Genomic DNA, 22248 nt, shown 5'->3' with positions numbered 1-22248 from the left:
ACCCGTAACGACAGGAAGGCGTCATGGATACCACTCTTTCTTCCCCTGACAAGGCGTCAGTGGACATCACAGCGCCGCAGCGACTGCGCGTCATCAAGCGAGGCGGTGATGTCGCGGCCTTTGATGGCAGCAAGATCTCGGTGGCGATCACCAAGGCGTTCATCGCCACCGAAGGCGACAATGCCGCAGCATCGTCACGCATCCGTGACTTCGTTCACGAGGCGACCCAGAGCATCGTCGACACCTTCCTGCGTCGCATGCCCGATGGCGGCACCCTGCACATCGAGGACATCCAGGACCAAGTCGAGCTGGCCCTGATGCGCGCCGGCGAGCAGAAGGTCGCCCGCGCCTATGTGCTGTATCGCGAAGAACATGCTCGTGCCCGTCAGCCCCAGAACGGCGATATCGCCAAGCCGCACCCCAGCCTCAACGTCACGCAAGCCGACGGCACCGTACGTCCGCTGGACCTGGGCCGGGTCGAGACCCTGGTCTTTGACGCCTGCGAAGGGCTCACCAACGTCGAGCCGCAGAAGATCGTCGACGCATCGTTGAAGAACCTCTACGACGGCGTGTCCATCGATGGCGTGTCGCAAGCGCTGACGATGACCGCGCGCACCTTGGTCGAAAAAGAGCCCAATTATACCTACGCCACCGCGCGACTCTTGCAGGACAACCTGCGTCGCGAGGCACTCTCCTTCCTGGATATCGCCGACGAAGCGACTTACCAGGAGATGGCCGACCTCTACGCGCCGGCCTTCAAGGCCTATATCGCCAAGGGCATCGCGTTCGACCAGCTCGACCCGCAGCTTGCCGAGTTCGACCTCGAGCGCCTCGGTGCGGCGCTGGATTACACCCGCGACGCCCAGTTCACCTACCTCGGCCTGCAGACGCTTTACGACCGCTACTTCCTGCACCACGACGACATCCGCTACGAACTCCCGCAGGTGATGTTCATGCGTGTCGCCATGGGCCTGGCGCTCAACGAAGACGATCGCGAAGCGCGTGCCATCGAATTCTACGAGTTGCTCTCGAGCTTCGACTACATGGCCTCCACGCCGACGCTGTTCAACGCCGGCACCGTCAAGAGTCAGCTCTCTTCGTGCTATCTCACCACCGTGCCCGACCAGCTCGATGGCATCTACGGGGCGATACGCGACAACGCCATGCTCTCCAAGTGGGCCGGCGGCCTGGGCAACGACTGGACGCCGGTGCGCGCGCTGGGCTCCTACATCAAAGGCACCAACGGCAAATCGCAAGGCGTGGTGCCGTTCCTCAAGGTGGTCAACGACACTGCCGTGGCCGTCAACCAGGGTGGCAAGCGCAAGGGCGCGGTCTGCGCCTATCTCGAGACCTGGCACCTCGACGTCGAGGAATTCCTCGAGCTGCGCAAGAATACCGGCGACGACCGCCGCCGTACCCACGATATGAACACCGCCAACTGGGTGCCGGATCTGTTCATGAAGCGGGTCTTCGACGACGAAGAATGGACGCTGTTCTCGCCGTCCACCTGCCCCGACCTGCACGACCTGTACGGCGCCGCCTTCGAGAAGCGCTACGCCGAGTACGAGGAAATGACCCGCAACGGGCAGCTCAAACTGTTCAAGCGCGTCAAGGCCAAGGACTTGTGGCGCAAGATGCTGTCCATGCTGTTCGAAACCGGCCATCCATGGATCACCTTCAAGGACCCGTGCAACCTGCGCAGCCCGCAGAACCATGCCGGCGTGGTGCATAGCTCCAACTTGTGCACGGAGATCACCCTCAACACGTCGGCGGACGAAATCGCCGTGTGCAATCTGGGGTCGGTCAACCTGGCGCAGCACATCGTTGATGGCGAGCTCGATGGCGACAAGCTGAAGAAGACCGTCAAGACGGCCGTGCGCATGCTCGATAACGTCATCGACATCAACTACTACGCCGTACCGCAGGCCAAGAATTCCAACTTCAAGCACCGCCCGGTGGGGCTCGGCTTGATGGGCTTTCAGGACGCGCTCTACAAGCGTGGAATCGCCTACGCCTCTCAGGAAGCCGTTGCATTCTCCGACACCTCGATGGAGCTGATCAGCTATCACGCCATCGAAGCCTCCAGCGATCTAGCCGCCGAGCGCGGACGCTACCAAAGCTTCGACGGCTCGCTGTGGAGCAAGGGCGTGCTGCCCATCGACTCCATCGCCAACCTCGCCGAGGAACGCGGCGCCGACTATATCGAGGTGGACACCTCCACCACCCAAGACTGGGCGCGTCTGCGCGATAAGGTCACCAGCCAAGGGATGCGCAACTCCAACGTCATGGCGATCGCGCCGACCGCGACGATTTCCAACATCTGTGGCGTGACGCAGTCCATCGAGCCGACCTACCAGAACCTGTTCGTCAAATCGAACCTTTCCGGCGAGTTCACCGTGGTCAACGCCTACATGGTCAACGACCTCAAGGAACGCGGCCTGTGGGACGAGGTCATGATCAACGACCTCAAGTACTACGACGGCAGCGTGCAACCCATCGACCGCGTGCCGGATGACCTCAAGGCCCGTTATGCCAGCGCCTTTGAAGTCGAGCCCAAGTGGCTGGTCGAAGCCGCCGCGCGACGCCAGAAGTGGATCGACCAGGCGCAGTCGCTGAATCTCTACATCGCCGGCGTCTCAGGCAAGAAGCTCGACGTCACCTACCGCATGGCCTGGTTCCGCGGTCTCAAGACCACCTATTACCTGCGCGCGCTAGGCGCCACCTCGGTGGAAAAATCCACCGTCGATCGTGGCAATCTCAATGCCGTGGGCAACGCCGATAGCGGTGCATCGTCACCGCAGCCCACCGCCAGTGGCGCCCCCAGCCCAGCGGCCAGTGGCGCCTCCGGCGAAGCGCGCGGCATCGACGACTTCCTGAACGGCAAGAGCGGCAGCGGCTCGCGCGCGCCCTCGGCGGGCGATATCGACGAGCTCGGCTGCGAGGCTTGCCAGTAGACGCTTAGCGCCAGCGACGGGCTTCGAGTCGCGAGCCACGAACTGCTCGAAGCTCGAAGCTCGAAGCTCGAAGCTCGAAGCTCACCAAAGTCTAGCCACTGGCGTTATGTATCAACGCCACTAGCAAGGAATGAGGAAGAACATGCTGAACTGGGACGACTTTCACGAAGACGAGACCGCCGACGAGCCTCAAAAGCCTGCGCCGGCCACCAAGCCGACAGCGCAACCCGCAGCGCCGGAACCCGAGCAGGTGCGCGAAAGCGCGTCACGCTACCAGGTGGCCGATGAAGACCGGCTGGCGCGCGCCCGCAAGTCGCTGGACGAACTCGATGTCGCCGCCGGCCTGGAAGAGCTGGAAATGGGCGCGGCGCGTATCGAGGTCGACGACAAGAAGATGATCAACGCCCGCGCCGACCTCAACCAGTTGGTGCCTTTCAAGTACGAGTGGGCGTGGCAGAAGTACCTGGACGGCAGCGCCAATCACTGGATGCCCCAGGAAGTGAACATGAACGCCGACATTGCGCTGTGGAAAAGCAATGACGGCTTGACCGAAGACGAGCGCCGCATCGTCGAGCGCAGCCTGGGCTATTTCTCCACCGCCGACTCGCTGGTCGCCAACAACCTGGTGCTGGCGCTGTACCGCCTGATCACCAACCCCGAATGCCGCCAGTACTTGCTGCGCCAGGCCTTCGAGGAAGCCATCCACACCCACGCTTATCAGTATTGCGTGGAGTCGCTGAGCATGGACGAAGGCGAAGTCTTCAATATGTACCGCGAGGTCCCCTCGGTCGCCGCCAAGTCGGCGTGGAGCCTCAAGCACACCCAGTCACTGGCGCGCCCGGACTTCCATACCGGCACGCCAGAGACCGATCAGGAGCTGTTGCGCAACCTGGTCGCCTTCTACTGCGTGACCGAAGGCATCTTCTTCTATTGCGGCTTCAGCCAGATCCTCTCCATGGGCCGGCGCAACAAGATGACCGGTGTCGCCGAGCAGTTCCAGTACATCCTCCGCGACGAGTCGATGCACCTGAACTTCGGCGTCGACATGATCAATCAGATCAAGATCGAGAATCCGCACCTGTGGACGGCGGAATTCCAGGACGAGGTCACCCAGATGATCATCGAGGGCACCGAGCTGGAAATCGCCTATGCGCGCGACTCCATGCCGCGTGGTGTGCTGGGCATGAACGCCGCGATCATGGAGGAGTACCTGCACTTCATCTGTAACCGCCGCCTGGCGCAGATCGGCTTGAAGGAGCAGTACCCTGGCGCCGACAACCCGTTCCCATGGATGAGCGAGATCATCGACCTGCGCAAGGAGAAGAACTTCTTCGAGACGCGCGTCACCGAATATCAGGTTGGCGGCGCGCTAAGCTGGGATTGACACCTCACATGAGAGGTTTCGAGGTGGGCCGTGTCATGCGACATGGCCCGCTTTGCGTCATGCACTCGGTATCGGTAGGCTTGCCGCCGTTCCCATTCCCTACCCGACATCGCGAAAGGTACGAACATGCAACTCGGTATCATCGGACTCGGCCGCATGGGCGGCAATATCGCCCGACGCTTGATGCGCGGCGGCCACGACGTCGTCGCCCATGACCGCGATCAATCCATCGCCTCGGCGTTTATCGAGGACGGCGCCACCCCGGCGGACTCCCTGGCCACGCTGGTGGATCAACTGGAAACGCCACGCGTGGTATGGGTCATGCTGCCTGCCGGCGACCCCACCGAGGAGACGGTCAATGCGTTGGCCGAGCGGATGGACGCCGGCGACATCATCATCGATGGCGGTAATACCTTCTACAAGGACGACATTCGCCGCGCCAAGGCGCTGGCGCTCACGGGCATTCATTACGTGGACGTGGGCACCTCGGGAGGCGTCTGGGGATTGGAGCGCGGCTATTGCATGATGGTGGGCGCCGAGGCAGAAATCTTCGCTCATCTCGATCCACTGTTCGATACCCTGGCGCCCGGTCACGGCAATCTGGAACGCACGCATGGCCGCAACGCGCCCCATGACAGCGCCGAGCGTGGCTATATCCATGCGGGCCCGGTGGGTGCCGGCCACTACGTGAAGATGGTCCACAACGGGATCGAATACGGCCTCATGCAGGCTTACGCCGAAGGCTTCGAGCTGATGCAGAGCAAGTCATCGCCGGAATTGCCGGAAGACGAGCGCTTCGATCTCAACCTCGCCGACGTGGCCGAAGTCTGGCGCCGCGGCAGCGTGGTCTCGTCCTGGCTGCTCGACCTCACCGCCCAGGCGTTGACCGGCGACCCCAAGCTCGACCATTACACCGGCGCCGTCGCCGACAGTGGCGAAGGCCGCTGGACCATCGATGCCGCCGTCGAGCAAGGCGTCTCCGCCCCTGTCCTGGCCAACGCATTGTTCGCGCGCTTCAACTCGCGTAAGGACAACACCTACGCCAACCGCCTGCTCTCGGCGATGCGCTTCGGCTTCGGCGGCCACGTCGAGCCACCGAAGCAGTAATCCTCGGTGTGCGCTGGCCGCAGTATCGCTTGGGCCGTCAGTCCCCCAGCCCCAGCGACCGCTGCCAGCGCTTCTCGAGCGTATCGGGGCCGCTGGGGCCGAATACCGCCCGTGACACCCCCCGATACCAGGCCCACATCTGATCGCCGTAGCTGTAATGCCACCACTCGCTGGGCAGGTTGGCGAAGCCGGCATCCCGCATGGCGTGGTAAAGGACCCGCCGCCGGTCACGGTAGGTCCGCGTCGCGGCGTCGTGGGCGTGATGCTCGAAGTGGACGGTATGCGAGGCGGGTCGCGCTTCATCGAATGCCGAGCCCATCTCCAGCAGCATCCCATCATCGTCGCATAGCGCTACATCCACGGCTCCGCCGGTGAGATGCGGGCTCGGGCACTCTGGCCGATCACTGGGTGGCGAGACAAATGCTCGGGTCAGCGCCCGCCGATCCGATTCGTCGAGATCCGCATAGCGCGCTTCCACCATACTCAGCAAGGTGTCATAGAAGTGGCGCTGCACGGCATAGGGCCGCCAGGCATCCAGCACCACCAGACCTACCCCCTCCGGCAGGCTCCGCGCCACCATGAGAAGTCGCCGATAGACCGCCTCTCGCGCCCAGCACTCGGGCACCGCCCCAGATACGCCCAGGGCATGGTAGATGGGATGCACGCGCAAGGCCGGCGCGGCAAGGCTGAGTGCATGTAGCGGCATGCCCTCGTCGACGATGGGAATGGCGGCAATGGCCTCCCACTGGGGATCGGTAATGTCGGCGATGGGTCGAAGCGTCGAGTCAGTCACGTTCAAACAGTTCGTTTCCAAGTTGAAGTCAGCCCAGGGTGTTGGGTAGCCAAGTGATCAGGCCAGGAAAAACGATCAGCATCAGCAGCACGCACACCGCCACCAGAATAAACGGCCAGATGGTGCGGAAGAGCACGGTGATATCCAGCCGGCTGACCGCCGCAGCGATGAATAAGCAGGCCCCCATCGGCGGGGTGATCAAGGCGATGGTGATGTTGAGCGTGATGATGATGCCCAGCGCCACCGGGTCGATACCAGCCGCCAGCGCCACCGGCGTGAATACCGGGGAGAGCAGCATCAGGGCTGACACTTCCTCCATGAACATGCCGGTCACGAAGGTGATGGCACTCAGCAGCAAGAGCACGATCACCGGCGAGTCGATGAAGGGCTCGAGCAGCCCGGCGAAACGTTCCGGCGCCTGCGCATAGGCTAGTTCCCAACTGATCACCGATGAAATGCCGATGATCAGGAAGATCGCCGCCGCCAGCCGGGTGGTATCGATCACCGCCCGCCAGAAAGCCGCCAGCCGCAACTGGCCCATCAGCAGTCCACATACCGCCACGTAGAGCACGGTCAACGCGGCAGACTCGGTCGGCGTGACGATCCCCAGCACGATGCCGGCGACGATGATGAACGGCGCAACCAACGCCGGCAATGCGCCGCGTACCGCTGCGTATATCTCGTCTCTCGCCGGTAAGGTAGTGCGACGCGCGAAGCCCGCTCGCCTGGCATGCACGGCATTCATCGCCATGAACGCCAGCGCCAGCAGCAGACCCGGCACCACGCCGCCCAGGAACAACTGGCCGACAGAGGTATTGGTCTGGGCGCTGTAGAGAATCATTAAGATGCTCGGCGGAATGATGGGGCCGATCAATGAACTACCGGCAGTCAAGCCGGCAGCGAAGGCAGTGGTATAACCTTCGCGCGTCATCGCCGGGACCAATAGCGCGCCCATCGCCGAGGCGTCGGCGGCGGCCGAACCGTTGATCCCGGACATGAACACGCTGCCCACCACATTGACATGCCCGATACCGCCGCGTAGGTGACCCACCAGCAGGCGCGCGACGCGCATCAACCGCTCGGTCAAGCCACAAGCATTCATCAGGTTACCGGCGAGAATGAACAACGGAATCGCCATCAGCGAAAAACTGTTGAGGCCGCCGAAAAACTGCTGCGGCATCATCCGCGCAATCATACCCGGATCGACGAACACGAAGCCGACCAAGGCGGTCACGGTCAGCGTCAAGAAAAGTGGAATACCCAGTAAGGTATTGGCCAGCAAGGTAGCGAACATCGCGGCAACCATCATGAAGCGCCCTCCTTGGCCGTGTCCGCGTCGTCGATACCGGGTTGCGGCAGCGGCTGTGGTCCGTAGAGCAGCACCTGCAGCGCAAGCAACCCAAAGCCAATGGGCATGGCCAGCATGGGAATGGTACGGCTGATGCCCAGCCCCTGAGAGGTGAAATAGCTCACCGACAAAGCGTAATGCCAACTCCACCAGGTCATGGCCAGGCATAGCCCCAGGGTCAGCAACCATTGATAAACCAGTAACACTTGTCGCGCGGCACCTTCCAGCTTGCGCTCCAGTAGCGCCACTCGCATATGCTCGCCACGCACCCACACATTGCCGGCGATCAGCAATGCCGAGGCGATCAAGCAATAACGTGCCAGTTCATCGCTCCAGATCGGCGCCTGACCGACTACGTAGCGCGTCACGACGCCGTACAGGATATCGATCAGCGTGACCAACAACGCGATGCTGCCCAGACCTGTCGTGACCCGCCCCAGCAGCGATAACAAGGTTTTTCGGAACATGATGATCACATGGCGCGACCGACCTCGCCGGTCGCGCTCCTTCCCTCGGAATGAGTAAAACCGTTATCAGTTGCTGAGCAGGTCGCTTTGACCGGCATCCTCGAGCGCCATCTTGATCCACTCGTCGTCGATACCCTGTTCGCGCAACCAGTCGATATAAGCCGGCTGTCCTTGCTCACGAAACGCCGCCATTTCCTCACTGGAAGGTTCAATCACTTTCATGCCCTGGTCGGCAAGAAACTGGATGCGCTCGTCGACCTTTTTCTCGACCTCACGACGATTGATTTCGACGGCTTCCTTGACGGCGGCTTCAACGGCCTGACGATTGTCCTCGGAAAGCCCCTCGTACCAATCGCCATTGGCAATCAGGAATTGATCGGAATACTGCACATTGGCAAGGGTGAGATACTTCTGCACTTCGTAAAGGCTGCCCATGATGATGTACATCGGCGGGTTCATCTGACCATCGGCAACGTTGGTCTTGAGCGCCATATAGGTATCGGTCCAGGGAATCGGCGTGCCGGACGCACCAAAGGCCTCGTAGAGCGCCACTTGGCTGGGGTCCATGGCACGGAAGCGCAGTCCCTTGAAGTCTTCCGGACTGCTGATGGGACGCTGAGAGTTGGTGAAGTCGATGAAACCACCCTCCTCGACCACGCCCAGCAGCTCGGCGTTCGTACGTTCTTTCAAGGTGTCTTCCACCTTGTTCCAGTAGTCGCCCTCATCGAAGAACTGATGCGCGGCGCTGTAATCGTCAAACAGGAAGGGGATCGCGCTGACATAGATTTCGGGCACGATCGGCGAGAGTCCGGCAAAGGAAGCGATATTCAGGCTCGGGGTATTGATCACCTGCTCCATCCGCTCCTGTTCTTCGCCGAGCATAGAGTTGGGATACAGCTTGAGCTGGATATCGCCGTCGGTTTTTTCCTCGACGAGCCGCTTGAGATTGGACGCAAACAGGTGGACCGCATTCTTGTCGGCGTCGGGCGGTCCGTTATAGCTCAAATTCAGGGTGGTGGCAGCATTCGCCAGGCTTGCCGTGGCCAGCAAGCCGCTCGCGATGGCGGTCAGCAATACGGGACGCAACATTGAGGTACGCATGAAAGGACTCCTTGTTGTTATCGGCACGAGACGATTCGCGCAGGGATCGACCGTTGTTGCCTGGCAGCAGGTTTCAAACGGCGTTCCATGACGCTAATCGTTGCGCTGTTGACCTTTCAAGCGCACTAGCGTTGCTTTAAAGGCAACATACGTGCGTCAAGGACTCGCGGTGCGTCGGCGCTGAAGAAACGCATGCTATATCGCAGGTGCTCAATGAAAGCCTGGGCTGCCACCGTCAAAGGCCGCTCGACCTGACTGACGATGCGCGCCTGCGCCTGGCACAACACATCGGCATCAACTTCGCGCGTGACGATAGTGCCCTCGTGAATCTCCTCGAGGACACTGAGCTCAGGCATGAACGTCACACCTAAGCCGGAACGCACGAAATTCTTGAGCACCGACACCGAGTTGGTTTTCATGCGCGGCCGATACGATAGCTTGGCCGTACGCAATGCCATATCGACCAACTGTCCCATGCCGGTTTGTCCATCGATAAGCGCCAAGGAATGCGCACCGATCTCGGAGAGCGTCAACGGCGCCGTCGCGCGGGCCAACGCGTGCTCGGCGGGCACGATCAGATCCAGCGGTTGGCAGCGATCGACATGCGACATCAGGCGGTGATCGTCGGGCGGTGCGTACAGCAACGCTAGATCGACACTCCCTTCCTCGACCAACGCCATGGCATCGGTGAGCCCAGCCATATGTACTTCGATTTCCAATCCCGGATAGGTGGCCAAAAAATTCTGCAAGGGTGCCGAGACCAGATCCGCGATGAATCCTTCGCCGACGGCGATATGTACCTCGCCATGTTCCAGGTTCTGCATTGCCTGCAACTGGGAAAGTGTTGCCCGCTCGGCGGCGCGTCGATCGCGATAGTGACGCAGCATCAACTCACCGGCAGGCGTCAATCCCAGTCGTGGCGAACGCACCAGTAACACGGCATCCAGCTCCTCCTCGAGCGCGCGCAGCTGCCTGCTGAGTGCCGATGGGTTGACCTCCAGATGCGCGGCGGCCCGGCGTAGCGAGCCATAGCGAACGACGGCATCGAGATATTCAAGCGCACGGGATTTGAACGGGGTCATGGCAAGCTCGGTCAGCAATCTGATAAACAGGTATCATCCGACGAACGATCCCAAGGGATGGGATTGATTCCAATCCGCAACCGGCGTAGCGTGAAGGCGTCGAATTCACAGGAGACTGGATCATGGCGGAAGCCAAGAGTGTCATCAAACGTGTCTATGTTCCTACCTATGTCCGCGACCTGCCCAATGGCGAACGCGTGACGGTCCCCGGGCACTACAAGAAGACACCCACGCACTCGCGCTGACGCTCGTGATTGGGTCGCGCCCTTTCTGCGCGGGTATACAACGAACCAGGAACGCCCTGCCAACCGGCAGGGCGTTTTTCATGGGGGGCGCGTACACCGCATGCCTCAGCGACGCAGGTCGACCTCTCGCGTCTGGCCGGCGCCGACCTCGATCTGCTTCAGGATCAGCGGGCTGCGCGAGCCGTCCGGTAGGCGTACGCTTCCGGCCACATAGAAGACCCCCGCGGGTATCCCGGTGGCCTCGAAATATCCGTTGGCGTCGGTCTTGACGTAATGCGTGTATTCGCGAGCACGTGGGTCCGCAGGCTCGATACGCTTACCCGCCAATGCCACCTCGGCGGCTTCGGCGGAATAGCGCGTGGCCGGCGCGATCGACACGGTTTCTCCTTTTCCCGCCACCATGCCATATTGCGATGAGGCATAACGTAGCCGCCCCTTGACGACGGCGGAGCCATGCTTATCCAGCTTGGCGTATTCCTCGGCCGGAAATGCGACCTGGCGTTCGACAGCGCCTGCCGGCGTGCCTTCGCCGGCTTCCTCGACCTCGGCGGGCTGCGTCGGCCCCCCCGTGGGGAGCATCTCGCAACCACTCAGCGCCAGTCCCACCAGAAGCAACCACCATCCCGTGCGTATCGTTCTCATTCCATGAGCCACCTTGTGAGCGAGCTTAACGTGCAAGCTCGGGATTGAGCGTGTAGGTTCCCATCACGCTGGCCTGTTCGATGACATGCCCTTGCATGGCCTCGAGCACTTCGTCGCCGGTGAACTCGCCCTGCAGGCCCAGCGAGTCGACATCCAGCGCATAGACCGTGAAGTAATAGCGATGTACCAGGGCATCGTTCCATGGTGGGCAAGGCCCGTCATAGCCGCCGTAGATACCTTCTAGCTGTTCGTCATCGACGAAGAAGTCCGTGTAGCTGTTGATGCCGCGTACACCCTTGCCGGTTTCGCCCGGCGCCTTGCCCATGGCGACGACACCATCGGCATCTTCGCCTTCGTCGATGCCTTTCACCTTCGTCGGGATGTCGATCAATACCCAATGATAGAAATCGGCGCGCGGCAGGTCGGCCGGCACGCTGCGGCCTTCCTGGTTGACGTCACTGGGATCCGTGGGTGCATCCACATCGACCACCAACAGCGCAAGGCTATGCGTTCCGGCGGGCACATCGTGCCAATGCACACAAGGATTGCGATTGTCGCTGAAACGCAGGTGTTGCTGGGGATCGGGAACGGCGAACGCAAAGCGTTCGGGGATGGGTTCACCGTCGATGACGTCCTGCACGTCGATGCGCATGCGGCTTTCTCCTGATAGAGCGTAATGAATAATGTACGTGCCTCAGTTTGGCACATTCATGAGTCAGTGCGCATAGGACCAACGGCGCCCCCACATCTATAGAGAGTATCAGCGGTCAGGTGACGATCATCCTGCGAGGCATGTGAATTTGACCGATACTGTACGCACCTTCACCCGGAAAGGAGAACCGCCATGCCACGCTGGATACCGCTCGCCTTCATCGCGGGCTTCTTCGCCGTTCTTTGCTTCCATCAGCCCATGGCGGGCTTACTGCATGCCTACGCCATCGTCCCTTTTGCGCCCTATGGCACGGCATCCGTACCACCTTTGGGCATTCCTCAGTGGCTGTCGGCGAGCTTCTGGGGCGGTGTATGGGGGATCGTCATGCTGTGGGCTTTCACGCGTTTCCACATCACGACCGGGCTGTGGTGGAAAAGCGTGTTGTTCGGCGGTATCGCCTTGACCCTCGTGGCGCTTTTCATCGTATTTCCGCTCAAGGGGCGCGGCCTCAACCTCGCCGGGTTTCCTATCGGCTTTCTGGTCAATGGCGCCTGGGGCATGGGCATCTGGGTCTTCGCACGCTGCTTCGGGCTCTGGAGAATTTCGCCGCGGCAAGTGTCATCAGTCCCATAGCAGGGTCACTAGCAATGCCAATGCCCCCACGATCAATGCAGTGAGCACGGCGATGCTCACCAGCCGATCCAGCCAGACATCGACGCCGCTCCGGGATCGCCTCGCGGAGGCCGCTCTCCGGCGTCGGGTGGCACCTTGGCGTCGCTGCCTACCTGCTTTGGCCACTTGAGGCATTCCTCACTCCCGTGCATGCAATATCGCTTACCATAAGGGGTGGTGCGCGTTTCCACCAGCGTCAACGCAAAACGCCCGGCCGAGACCGGGCGTTACACCTGTCGTCAGGTGAGACATTAACCGCCTTCACGCGTATTGATACGCCGGTTGACCACGTTCGGGGCGCGCCGATAACGCTCGGCCTCCGCCAAGGTTTCCGCTTCGAACGCGTCGGCGCCGACCGGGGTCTCGCCGTGACGATGATAAAGAGACGTCAGCATGGCCTTGCGGTCCGCCCGCAACTCCTTCACCAGCACGACAATCATGCCATAGAGAATGAAGGTGAACGGCAATGCCGACAGCACCGCAGCGGACTGCAGCCCATTCAAGCCTCCGGCAACCAGCAAGGTGAGACAGATCGCGGCGATCAACACGCCCCAGATGATGCGCTTTAATAAGGGCGGGTTCAGCGAGCCGCCATCGGTCATCTGTGAAACGATGTACGTTGCCGAGTCTGCGGACGTCACCAGGAAGATGAAAATCAGAAACAGTGCCACCACCGACAATACATTGGAGAAGGGCATCAAGTTGAACATCTGGAATAGTGCCCCGGTGATGTTATCCGCCGTCGCCTGGGCTAACCCGACATCGCCGGTCAGTTCCATATTGAGCGCCGCCCCGCCGAACACGCCAATCCACAGGCAGGCCAGTAGCGGCGGCACGATCAAGACGCCAAACACGTATTCCTTGATCGTGCGGCCACGCGAGACACGTGCCACGAAGGTCCCCACGAACGGCGACCAGGCGATGACCCAGGCCCAATAGAAAATCGTCCAGTTACTCGCCCAGGTAGTGTCGCTATAGGGCGCGACACGCAGGCTCATACCCACGATATTCTGCAGATAGTCACCGATACCTAAGGTAATGGTCTCGAGAATGGCCACGGTAGGTCCAGTGAACAGCACATAGAACATCAGCGCGAAGCACAGCACCATGTTGAGGTTGGAAAGGCGCTTGATGCCCTTGTCCAGTCCCGACCAGGTGGACACCATATAACACAGGAACATGGCGCCCATGATGATGAATTGCCACTTGACGCCTTTCTCGACGCCGAACACTTCGTGCAGGCCGCCATTGATCTGCAATACCGCCAGGCCGATGGACGTTGCCACCCCCATCACGGTGGCAACCACGGCAAACACATCCAGCGCCGGCCCCACCTTGCGCAACTTGGGCCGCTTGGCGGTCATGCTCGACAGCACGTTGGAGACCAGCCCCGCCTGCCCCTTGCGGAACTGATAATAGGCGATGATCAGCCCGACCATGGAGAACGCCGCCCACTGGTGGATCCCCCAGTTGAAGAAGCTATATTGGATGGCGTAGCGGGCCGCTTCTTCGGTGCCGCCTTTCATGTCACCGTAAGGCGGCTTCAAGAAATGCGTCATTGGCTCGGCCATGCCATAAAACACCAGCCCGACACCGAACCCCGCTGCCAACAACATGCTGACCCACGAGAAAAAACTGTAGGAAGGCGAACTATCCTGAGGCCCTAGGCGGATCTTGCCGTACTTGCTTAGGGCTAGCGCCAGCAGAAACACCACGAACCCGAAGACAGAGAACAGGTAGAACCACCCGAAGTAGTGTGAAATGGTGGATAATGCCGTCGATGCCGCCTCACCAAACTGGTTGGGAAAGGCCGCGCCAACGGCGACCAAGACCGCCACGATCAAGGCGGAAGCGATGAATACGTATTGCCTTCCAATATTGGCCATGTCGCTATCCCTTTTAGTCTCCAACGATACGGTGCCTCATGCACCTTCCGGGTTCTTATCACCGAGCTCGGCGTGCCTGCAATGGCCCAAGGAACCAAAACCGCGTACATGAGACCAATCGGTAACGATGGCAGAATCATAGCCACATGACCATAATCGTATTTTATATATAAGCAGACAAAACATTAAACTTCATTGAAGAGCCCGCTATGCCGTCACCGACCCGCTTGGCGTCCGCCACCGCCTGGCTCGAACGTCTTTCACATTCACGACACGCCCTGTCGCTTTTGTTTCTCGCCTCGGTGCTGGAAACTCTGCTGGTGCCGATTCCCATCGAGACCATTTTGATTCCCTGGATGCTGGCCCAACCGCGCCGCAAATGGCGGCTGGCAGGCGTCGCGCTGGCCGGCAATCTGGCGGCTGCCTGCATCGGCTACGCACTGGGGGCATGGGCGTTGAACACCTGGGGGACGACGCTCATTCCCTTGTTCGGTGGCCAGGACGCCTATGCCGCCTTTCAATCACGCATGGCCAGCGACGGCTTTATGGCGGTGCTCGCGGTGGGCATTATCCCCATTCCCTTCCAGATCGCCATGCTCGCCGCCGGTTCGAGTGGTTATCCCTTTCCCTTGTTTCTGCTGGCGTCTCTCTTGGCACGTAGCGTGCGCTATTTCGGCCTCGCCCTGCTGGTGCATCTCGCCGGCGACACGGCACTCTCCCTATGGCAGCGCCACGCACGCCCTATCGGCATGCTGGGCATCGCGCTCTTTGGTATCTGGGCATGGACTCAGTTAGCGCCGTGAGCAAGTTTCAAAAGCCCCATGCCTTGAGTTATGCCCTCGCCATCCCAACAGAAAGGAAATATTGAGGACGCTAACGTTCACCCTATCCAAGAGGCCATCATGAGCCGACTCTCGCAGATTCCACTATCCGTGCTCGATCTCGCCCCGATCTCGCATGACGGCACGCCCGCCGAAACCTTCGAACGCACGGTCGATCTCGCCCAGTTCACCGATACCTTGGGCTACAACCGCTATTGGCTGGCCGAGCATCACAACATCGATGGCATCGCCAGTGCCGCCACGTCCTTGCTCATCGGCCATGTCGCCGGCAAGACGCAACGCATCCGTGTGGGCAGTGGCGGCATCATGCTGCCCAATCACCCGCCACTGGTCGTCGCCGAACAGTTCGGCACGCTGGAAACGCTGTATCCCGGACGTATCGATCTCGGCCTGGGGCGTGCGCCCGGCTCCGACGGCGTGACCATGCAGGCCATGCGCCGCAACCCGCGCGCCGGTGTCAATGATTTCCCCGACCGTTTGGCAGAACTACGTGGCTATCTGGGCGATGCCCTGCCCGACCAGCGCGTCAAGGCGATTCCCGGTCAGGGCACGCATGTGCCGCTCTGGCTGCTGGGCTCCAGCGACTTCAGCGCGCGCCTCGCCGCACAGCTTGGCTTGCCGTTCGCCTTCGCCGGCCAGTTCGCACCGGGCTATATGCTCGAGGCCATCCAGCTCTATCGGCAAATGTTCCAGCCCTCCGACGTGCTGGACGCGCCGTATGTGATGCTGGGCATCCCGCTAGTCGCCGCCGACAGCGACGCGCATGCGCAGTATCTGGCTACCACTCAGCAGCAGAAGTTTCTCAACCTGATTCGCGGCAAGAGTACGCGAACCCTGCCCCCCGTCGAAGCACTCGACTGGTCGCCGCAGGAACGCGCCATGGTCAGCCAGAACCTCGGCGCCTCCATCGTCGGCGGCCCCGATACGATCCGCGAGGAGCTCGAGAATTTCCTGGCCCATACTCAAGCCGATGAACTCATGATCAACGGTGATTTCTACGACCATGACGACCGTCGTCGCTCGTACGAGATTCTCGCCGATGTCTGGAAAGGCTAAGTACCACCAGCCATTTGTGCAGACGCAAAAGGCCGGCATTCGCCGGCCTCCTCTCACCGTAAACCGTTCACGCACCGTCATCTAAAAATACTGTGCACTCGCTTGCTGCCAGTCCTGCAAGTAATCCTCGGGGATGGCATCGCGCAGAAAGTCGCCAACCTCGACCTTAGGATGAATGTCAGCGTAAGTGCGGGCCGGGCCGTGTTCAGGACGATGAAAGATGTGCTCAGGGCCGAGCCGGTCGGGGCTGTCGAGGCCGAGGGTGCCAACAATGTCCAGAAGCGATTTCACGGTGGCATCGTGGAAGTTGCGCACACGCACTGCCTTGACGTTTACCTCGAGTGATTTGGCGCGTGCCGGATCCTGGGTCGTGACACCGGTCGGGCAAGTATTGGTATGGCAACGTTGCGCCTGGATGCAACCCACCGAGAACATGAACGCACGAGCCGAATTGCACATGTCGGCGCCGAGCGCGATCTTTTCGGCCATGTCGAAGCCTAGAGCAACCTTTCCGCTAGCGATCACCACGATCTCCTCACGCTTGCCGATACCGACTAGGCAGTTGTGCACAAACGGCAGTGCCTCGTTGATATAAGTACCGATGAAGTCGGAAAATTCTGCGGGGGCGGCGCCGGTGCCGCCTTCCGCCCCATCCACGGTAATGAAATCCGGCTGGATGCCGGTTTCCAATATCGCCTTGCACACCCCCATGAATTCGGCACGATGGCCAAGACACAGCTTGAACCCCACCGGCTTGCCGCCGCACAGCTCGCGCAGGCGAGCCATGAATTGCAGCAGCCCGATGGGCGTATCGAACTCGGGGTGCGAGGCCGGTGACAGGCAATCTTCCCCCACCGGAATCTCACGCGTATCGGCGATTTCCTGATTGACCTTAGAGCCGGGCAGGAGCCCGCCGTGGCCAGGCTTGGCGCCCTGCGATATCTTGATTTCAATCATCTTGACCTGCTCGGCACAGGCTTTCTTCTTGAACTCGTCGGGATCGAAGGAGCCGTCCTGGTAGCGGCAACCGAAGTAGGCGCTGGCGATTTCCCAGATGATGTCGCCGCCATGCTCACGGTGATAGGGGCTGATCGCGCCCTCGCCGGTGTCCTGAGCAAAATTACCGAGTTTGGCACCCTTGTTCATCGCCGCGACCGCATTGCCCGAGAGGGCGCCAAAGCTCATCGCCGAGATGTTCAACCGCGAAGAGTTGTAGGGGACGCGGCACTGCGGTCCACCGATCACCAGCCGAGCGTGACGAGAGTCAACGTCCTTGGGGGCCATGGAGTGCTGTACGAAATCGAAGCCAGCACCCTCCATGTCGCGCCGGGTACCGAATGGCGAGGTGTCAGAGCCACCATCCGCACGCGCATTGATAAGATCGCGCTGCTCACGATTGAACGGCCGGCCACTGGTTTCGGATTCAAAGAAATACTGGCGCAGTTCCGGCCGCACGAACTCCAGCATATAGCGTAGATGGCCGAGTATCGGATAGTTGCGCAACACGTTGTGGTTGGAACGCAAATCCCAGGCCCCCATGGCGGCCAACACAGGCAAAACTCCCCAAAGCCAGAGCCAAACGGGTGCCCATCGCGCAAGGGCGGCCCCGGAGACCAGGGTCAAGATGACGAAGACGCCATAGAACACTCGCGGATTGCCAAACATACGCTCTCTCGTATTAGCACTCATTTTCCATAATGACGCCTACCGGGTGCAATTGCCTAACACCTCCCCCTCGACGGCCATCCTACCGCTCGACGGCTGTATTGGTTGCCGAAGTATTTACTTGTAACGATAGCAATACATGATGGCGCTTGAGTATGCGCCATCCATGAGCGTAGCGTCATAATCGTTAGCGATTGTCTTTTTCAGGAGTATTGCTTATGGAAGGCGATGAAAAAGCACTGATGCGTGAGCAAGCCTTTGTCGGTGGCGGCTGGATCGATGCCCCCGATAATGACCGCCGGGCCGTCAGTGACCCGGCCACCGAACAGGTGATAGGCCATGCGCCGGAACTTCAGTCCACGCATATCGAAGAGGCGATCAATGCAGCATCGCGCGCCTTCGTGACGTGGCGCTGCACCTCGTGTGTCGAGCGCGCCAACAAACTTCTGGCGTGGTACGAAGGCATGCAAGAACACGCCGAAACGCTCGCCCGCTTGATGACTCTGGAACAGGGCAAACCGCTTGCGGAAGCGCGTGGTGAAGTCGACTATGCTGCAAGCTTCTTGCGTTGGTTCGCCGAGGAGGCACGCCGCGCTACCGGCGAGACCATCCCGCCGGAAGACCCCGCATTTGCGATTGGCACGACCCGCCAACCGGTTGGCGTGGCCGCCATCATCACGCCGTGGAACTTCCCGCTGGCGATGATCACGCGCAAGGTGGGAGCCGCCTTGGCGGCAGGTTGCACCACACTGATCAATCCTGCCAGTCAGACCCCCTTTAGCGCTCTGGCTCTAGCCGTATTGGCTGAGCGCGCCGGCCTGACGAACGGCGAGTTCAATGTCGTGACCTGCTCCGGCAAGCGCTTCTCCGAAACGGTATGTGCCGATGATCGTGTGCGCGCGCTGTCGTTCACCGGCTCTACCCAGGTAGGTCGGCAACTCCTGCGGCAAAGTGCGGATACGGTCAAATGCACGGCGATGGAACTCGGCGGCAATGCGCCTTTCATCGTCTGTGACGATGTCGACCTGGAGACCGCCGTCGACGGGGCGATCGCTGCCAAGTTCCAGACCAGCGGGCAGGACTGCGTCGCCGCCAACCGGATCTTCGTGCACCGCTCTCTCTACGAGGACTTCCTCAAGCGCTTCGCCGAACGCATGAATGCTATGAGCGTGGGCAACGGTTTCAATGAAGACAACGAGATCGGGCCGCTGATCAACCGCGACGCGATCGAGAAAGCCCAGGCACTGGTCGACGACGCAAGAAACAAAGGAGCACGTATCATCGGCCGCGATCAAGACGGGGCCCCCGGCCCGCAGTTTTTCATGCCTACCCTGGTGGCCGACTTTAATACCGAGATGCGCGTGTCGGTCGAGGAGGCATTTGCTCCGGTGGCTGCCATTTGTGCCTTCGATGACGACGATGAGGTCATCATGGCGGCCAACGACACGATTTACGGACTCGCTTCGTATGTTTACACCCATGATGATGCCCGCATCCGCAAGTTCCTACGCGAGCTGGAGTGTGGAATGGTTGGCGTGAACACCATGGACATCACCGGGCCACACGTCCCCTTCGGCGGCGTAAAGCAGTCGGGCCTGGGCCGCGAAGGCGCCCATGCCGGCATGGAAGAATATCTGGAAACCCAATATTACTGCATCGGCAACGGTCCACGCCCCGAGCGTTGACCGGCATGTTTGCCTGACCATTCACCGCATCGTCGCCATTCCGACGAGATTTTCGCCGATGTCTGGAAAGGCAGAGTCTCGCGCTACTCATCCACCCAAACGCAAAAGGCCGGCATTCGCCGGCCTTTTTGCATTCACACACAGTGACTGCATGTGAATACTGTGCCTCACCCCAGCCGTGCGGCGAGTTTCTCCTCCAGCTTCGCTTGGTCCTCGGCGAAGCGGCGGATGCCTTCGGCAAGTTTCTCGGTGGCCATGGCGTCCTGGTTGAGCCCCCAGCGAAACGATGACTCGTCCAACGGGGCGAGTCGCTCACCGGCATCCCCGACATCGCTGATCTTGCGCTCGATCTCGCCTTCTTGACCTTCGAGTTCCTCGAGCAGCGCCGGCGAAATGGTCAGGCGATTGCAGCCGGCCAGCCCCAGGATCTGGCCCTTGGTACGGAAGCTGGCGCCCATCACCACGGTGTCATAGCGGTAGCGGCTGGCGATATCGCATACCTCGCGCACGAACACGACGCCCGGGTCTTCATCCGGGGCGTACTCCTGCCCGGTTTTCTGCTTGTACCAATCGGTGACGCGACCCACGAAGGGCGAGATGAGATACACCCCGGCGTCGAAGCAGGCCCGGGCCTGCGCCTTGGAGAACAACAGTGTCAGATTGCACTGAATGCCCTCCTTCTCGAGCTGTTCGGCGGCACGAATGCCTTCCCAGGTGGAGGCCAGCTTGATCAGCACGCGTTCACGGCCGATCCCGCGCTGCTCGTAAAGCTCGATGAGACGATGCGCCTTCTTGATGCTCGCCTCGCGGTCGAAGGACAGCTTGGCGGCCACTTCCGTGGACACGCGCCCCGGAATCAGCTGCGTGATCTCACTGCCCATGGCGACGGACAAACGATCCACTGCTTCGTCGACCCGGGCCTGGGGATCGGCGATATCGGCCTTGACCTGCGCCAGCGTCTCGTCGATCAGCGCTTGATAGCCGGGCAGTTCGAAGGCCTTGAGGATCAGCGAAGGATTGGTTGTGGCATCGTGCGGCTGATAGCGCTTGATAGCCTCGAGATCGCCGGTATCGGCGACCACCATCGAAAGTTGCTTGAGAGCCTCGAGTTGCGTCATGGCAAATATCCTGTAACGAAAAGGGTCATGGGTCGCGTCTCATGGCGCGACGTCGTAGCGTTCGGCCAGCGCCTGACGGTAACGCTGGTAGAGTTCCTGATAACGGCGCACCGGTTCGCCACGTGGGCGGGTCAGGGTATCGAGATCCACCTCGACGAGGCGTTCGGTCAGTGCCTCCAACGACTCGCCCCGACCACGCGTCTGGGTATCGCACCAGGCGGCCTGAATCGCCCCGCCCAGGGCGGCAGCCTCGGTAATGCGTGGACAGATCACATCGACATCCAGCACATCGGCGACGATTTGGCGCCAGACGGCGCTCTTGGCGCCGCCGCCGACTAGACGGACTTGGCTGGCCTGCGATGCCAGCTCGCCCAAGCGTTCGAACCCATAGCGTAGCCCGAACGTCGTCCCTTCGACTACCGCGCGACAGAGATTGTCCGCTGTCGTGTTGAGGCTCGTCATGCCCTCGAAGCTGGCGGTGGCATGCGGCAGTGCCGGGACGCGCTCGCCATTGAAAAAAGGCAACGCCATGACGCCCTCGGCGCCCAGCGGGGCCCGGGCCACGCGCTCTCCGAAGGTCGCCAGATCGAAGCCGAACAGCTCGCGAACCTTGGTTGTCGCCGAGGTCACGTTCATGGTGCAGATAAGCGGTAGCCACCCACCGTGACTGGCGCAGAAATTGGCCACCTGAGCGTCCTCGGCCTCCATCGGCGCGGCCGAATGCGCGTATACGGTTCCCGACGTACCCAGGCTCAGGGTGACCATGCCGGGAACGATGTTGCCGGTGCCGATGGCCGCCATCATGTTGTCGCCGCCGCCACTGGACACCAGCACGTCATCGCCGAGGCCCAAAAGGCGTGCGATCTCGGGACGCACCATGCCCACCGGTGCGTGAGAGTCGATCAAGCGCGGCAGCACCGCTTCCGGCGAGAGTTCAGGCGCCATGGCTTGGAACACGTCATGACGCCAGTTGCGCGTGCGGGTATCGAAATACCCGGTGCCGGAGGCATCACCGCACTCGGCGACGCGCTCGCCAGTCAGCCAGAAGTTCAGATAGTCGTGGGGCAACAGCAAGGTGGCGATACGTTGGTAGGCGTCCGGATGCGTATCACGCAACCAGGCGACTTTCGAGGCCGTATAGCCGGTTTGTAGCACCAGCCCCAGTTTATCCAGGCAGCCTTCCCGGCCGCCCAGGCGCTCTATCAGCGTCTCGTTATGCAGCGCCGTTTCGGTATCGCACCACAGTTTCGCGGGATGCAGTGGCTGACCATCGGCATCCAGCGCGACCATGCCGTGCTGCTGCCCCGAGACACCGATGGCGCGGATCTCGTGCGCATCGATCCGCGCCGTGCTCACCGCCTCTTGGAACGCCTCGGTCAAGGCCGCGATCCATTCGCTGACATCCTGTTCGCGCTTGCCGTTATCGCCTTCGATCAGATGATGCGGACGACTCGCCTCGCCCAGGATCGCCGCACGCTCGATATCGACCACCACCACCTTGGTGCTCTGCGTTCCACAATCCACGCCAACGTACATGCTCTCTCCTTCG

At 61.0% G+C, this 22248-nt stretch carries 19 protein-coding genes; 8 read left to right on the top strand and 11 right to left on the bottom strand.

Annotation, left to right across the window (positions count from 1 at the left end):
• Window positions 1-23: 23 nt before the first annotated feature.
• The 3 genes from RVY79_RS11760 (at window position 24) to gnd (ending at window position 5445) form a co-directional block, all read left to right on the top strand.
• A complete protein-coding gene (locus RVY79_RS11760; RefSeq protein ID WP_317464372.1) occupies window positions 24-2954 on the top strand; it encodes a ribonucleoside-diphosphate reductase subunit alpha in 2931 nt (976 codons plus the stop codon).
• A gap of 142 nt (window positions 2955-3096) precedes the next feature.
• Entirely contained in the window at window positions 3097-4338 is a 1242-nt protein-coding gene (locus RVY79_RS11755; protein WP_317464371.1) for a ribonucleotide-diphosphate reductase subunit beta, read from the top strand.
• A gap of 126 nt (window positions 4339-4464) precedes the next feature.
• On the top strand, window positions 4465-5445 hold the full coding sequence (gnd, locus tag RVY79_RS11750; RefSeq protein ID WP_317464370.1) for a phosphogluconate dehydrogenase (NAD(+)-dependent, decarboxylating): 981 nt from the start codon (window positions 4465-4467) through the stop codon (window positions 5443-5445).
• A 37-nt stretch (window positions 5446-5482) separates the two neighbouring features.
• Here the strand turns inward: gnd and RVY79_RS11745 are convergent, their stop codons facing one another.
• From RVY79_RS11745 to RVY79_RS11725, 5 genes are all read right to left on the bottom strand, one after another.
• Window positions 5483-6238: a M15 family metallopeptidase gene (locus tag RVY79_RS11745; protein WP_317464586.1), complete on the bottom strand. Its 756-nt coding sequence runs from the start codon at window positions 6236-6238 to the stop codon at window positions 5483-5485.
• A 28-nt stretch (window positions 6239-6266) separates the two neighbouring features.
• A complete protein-coding gene (locus RVY79_RS11740) occupies window positions 6267-7544 on the bottom strand; it encodes a TRAP transporter large permease (protein WP_411161727.1) in 1278 nt (425 codons plus the stop codon).
• The gene (locus tag RVY79_RS11735; protein ID WP_317464366.1) at window positions 7544-8053 is read right to left on the bottom strand and encodes a TRAP transporter small permease; all 510 of its coding nucleotides are present in this window, start codon (window positions 8051-8053) and stop codon (window positions 7544-7546) included. Before RVY79_RS11735 ends, RVY79_RS11740 begins: the two co-directional genes overlap by 1 nt.
• A 66-nt stretch (window positions 8054-8119) precedes the next feature.
• Window positions 8120-9154 (bottom strand): TRAP transporter substrate-binding protein DctP, encoded by a 1035-nt coding sequence (gene dctP, locus RVY79_RS11730; protein WP_317464365.1) that lies wholly within the window; start codon window positions 9152-9154, stop codon window positions 8120-8122.
• Between the two features lie 125 nt (window positions 9155-9279).
• Complete coding sequence (locus RVY79_RS11725) at window positions 9280-10236, bottom strand: LysR family transcriptional regulator (RefSeq protein ID WP_317464364.1); 957 nt, start codon at window positions 10234-10236, stop codon at window positions 9280-9282.
• A gap of 122 nt (window positions 10237-10358) precedes the next feature.
• Between RVY79_RS11725 and RVY79_RS11720 the strand changes: the two genes are divergently transcribed.
• Window positions 10359-10481 carry a hypothetical protein gene (locus RVY79_RS11720; RefSeq protein ID WP_263433926.1) on the top strand — a complete coding sequence of 41 codons (123 nt, stop codon included), beginning with the start codon at window positions 10359-10361 and terminating at the stop codon, window positions 10479-10481.
• Window positions 10482-10586: 105 nt separating this feature from the next.
• Here the strand turns inward: RVY79_RS11720 and RVY79_RS11715 are convergent, their stop codons facing one another.
• Both RVY79_RS11715 and RVY79_RS11710 read right to left on the bottom strand, forming a co-directional pair.
• Window positions 10587-11123, bottom strand: a complete 537-nt coding sequence (locus RVY79_RS11715; RefSeq protein WP_317464362.1) for a carboxypeptidase regulatory-like domain-containing protein — start codon at window positions 11121-11123, stop codon at window positions 10587-10589.
• A gap of 25 nt (window positions 11124-11148) precedes the next feature.
• Window positions 11149-11775: a YbhB/YbcL family Raf kinase inhibitor-like protein gene (locus RVY79_RS11710; RefSeq protein WP_317464360.1), complete on the bottom strand. Its 627-nt coding sequence runs from the start codon at window positions 11773-11775 to the stop codon at window positions 11149-11151.
• Window positions 11776-11967: 192 nt separating this feature from the next.
• On the opposite strand from RVY79_RS11710, the gene RVY79_RS11705 reads away from it, so the two are divergent.
• Window positions 11968-12408, top strand: coding sequence for a hypothetical protein (locus RVY79_RS11705; protein WP_317464359.1), 441 nt, complete (start codon window positions 11968-11970; stop codon window positions 12406-12408).
• 290 nt (window positions 12409-12698) lie between these two features.
• Here RVY79_RS11705 and RVY79_RS11700 read toward each other — a convergent pair whose 3' ends face one another.
• Window positions 12699-14333: a BCCT family transporter gene (locus RVY79_RS11700; RefSeq protein WP_317464357.1), complete on the bottom strand. Its 1635-nt coding sequence runs from the start codon at window positions 14331-14333 to the stop codon at window positions 12699-12701.
• A 209-nt stretch (window positions 14334-14542) separates the two neighbouring features.
• Here RVY79_RS11700 and RVY79_RS11695 point away from each other — a divergent pair, with 209 nt between their 5' ends.
• Both RVY79_RS11695 and RVY79_RS11690 read left to right on the top strand, forming a co-directional pair.
• Entirely contained in the window at window positions 14543-15136 is a 594-nt protein-coding gene (locus tag RVY79_RS11695; protein ID WP_317464355.1) for a YqaA family protein, read from the top strand.
• A 99-nt stretch (window positions 15137-15235) separates the two neighbouring features.
• Entirely contained in the window at window positions 15236-16231 is a 996-nt protein-coding gene (locus tag RVY79_RS11690) for an LLM class flavin-dependent oxidoreductase (protein ID WP_317464353.1), read from the top strand.
• An 81-nt stretch (window positions 16232-16312) separates the two neighbouring features.
• Here the strand turns inward: RVY79_RS11690 and RVY79_RS11685 are convergent, their stop codons facing one another.
• Entirely contained in the window at window positions 16313-17782 is a 1470-nt protein-coding gene (locus RVY79_RS11685; RefSeq protein WP_317464351.1) for an FMN-binding glutamate synthase family protein, read from the bottom strand.
• A gap of 332 nt (window positions 17783-18114) precedes the next feature.
• Here RVY79_RS11685 and RVY79_RS11680 point away from each other — a divergent pair, with 332 nt between their 5' ends.
• On the top strand, window positions 18115-19581 hold the full coding sequence (locus RVY79_RS11680) for an NAD-dependent succinate-semialdehyde dehydrogenase (RefSeq protein ID WP_317464350.1): 1467 nt from the start codon (window positions 18115-18117) through the stop codon (window positions 19579-19581).
• A gap of 167 nt (window positions 19582-19748) precedes the next feature.
• On the opposite strand, the gene tal is transcribed toward RVY79_RS11680, so the two are convergent.
• Both tal and xylB read right to left on the bottom strand, forming a co-directional pair.
• A complete protein-coding gene (tal, locus tag RVY79_RS11675) occupies window positions 19749-20699 on the bottom strand; it encodes a transaldolase (RefSeq protein WP_317464349.1) in 951 nt (316 codons plus the stop codon).
• A gap of 39 nt (window positions 20700-20738) precedes the next feature.
• Window positions 20739-22235, bottom strand: coding sequence for a xylulokinase (gene xylB, locus RVY79_RS11670; protein ID WP_317464347.1), 1497 nt, complete (start codon window positions 22233-22235; stop codon window positions 20739-20741).
• Window positions 22236-22248 lie beyond the last annotated feature (13 nt).

The organism is Chromohalobacter sp. HP20-39 (genome assembly GCF_033052815.1).
Lineage (GTDB): Bacteria > Pseudomonadota > Gammaproteobacteria > Pseudomonadales > Halomonadaceae > Chromohalobacter.
Note: the sequence above shows the minus strand (reverse complement) of the source record. Positions and strands in the feature narration are given on the sequence as shown.

Bases quoted from the DNA above. Each gene is read 5' to 3' on its own strand.
- RVY79_RS11755 (WP_317464371.1), top strand. From the start codon at position 3,097: ATGCTGAACTGGGACGACTTTCACGAAGACGAGACCGCCGACGAGCCT.
- RVY79_RS11700 (WP_317464357.1), bottom strand. From the start codon at position 14,333: ATGGCCAATATTGGAAGGCAATACGTATTCATCGCTTCCGCCTTGATC.
- RVY79_RS11715 (WP_317464362.1), bottom strand. From the start codon at position 11,123: ATGAGAACGATACGCACGGGATGGTGGTTGCTTCTGGTGGGACTGGCG.
- gnd (WP_317464370.1), top strand. From the start codon at position 4,465: ATGCAACTCGGTATCATCGGACTCGGCCGCATGGGCGGCAATATCGCC.
- dctP (WP_317464365.1), bottom strand. From the start codon at position 9,154: ATGCGTACCTCAATGTTGCGTCCCGTATTGCTGACCGCCATCGCGAGC.
- RVY79_RS11695 (WP_317464355.1), top strand. From the start codon at position 14,543: ATGCCGTCACCGACCCGCTTGGCGTCCGCCACCGCCTGGCTCGAACGT.
- RVY79_RS11740 (WP_411161727.1), bottom strand. From the start codon at position 7,544: ATGGTTGCCGCGATGTTCGCTACCTTGCTGGCCAATACCTTACTGGGT.
- RVY79_RS11735 (WP_317464366.1), bottom strand. From the start codon at position 8,053: ATGTTCCGAAAAACCTTGTTATCGCTGCTGGGGCGGGTCACGACAGGT.
- RVY79_RS11705 (WP_317464359.1), top strand. From the start codon at position 11,968: ATGCCACGCTGGATACCGCTCGCCTTCATCGCGGGCTTCTTCGCCGTT.
- RVY79_RS11690 (WP_317464353.1), top strand. From the start codon at position 15,236: ATGAGCCGACTCTCGCAGATTCCACTATCCGTGCTCGATCTCGCCCCG.
- RVY79_RS11720 (WP_263433926.1), top strand. From the start codon at position 10,359: ATGGCGGAAGCCAAGAGTGTCATCAAACGTGTCTATGTTCCTACCTAT.
- tal (WP_317464349.1), bottom strand. From the start codon at position 20,699: ATGACGCAACTCGAGGCTCTCAAGCAACTTTCGATGGTGGTCGCCGAT.
- RVY79_RS11680 (WP_317464350.1), top strand. From the start codon at position 18,115: ATGGAAGGCGATGAAAAAGCACTGATGCGTGAGCAAGCCTTTGTCGGT.
- RVY79_RS11725 (WP_317464364.1), bottom strand. From the start codon at position 10,236: ATGACCCCGTTCAAATCCCGTGCGCTTGAATATCTCGATGCCGTCGTT.
- RVY79_RS11710 (WP_317464360.1), bottom strand. From the start codon at position 11,775: ATGCGCATCGACGTGCAGGACGTCATCGACGGTGAACCCATCCCCGAA.
- RVY79_RS11760 (WP_317464372.1), top strand. From the start codon at position 24: ATGGATACCACTCTTTCTTCCCCTGACAAGGCGTCAGTGGACATCACA.
- xylB (WP_317464347.1), bottom strand. From the start codon at position 22,235: ATGTACGTTGGCGTGGATTGTGGAACGCAGAGCACCAAGGTGGTGGTG.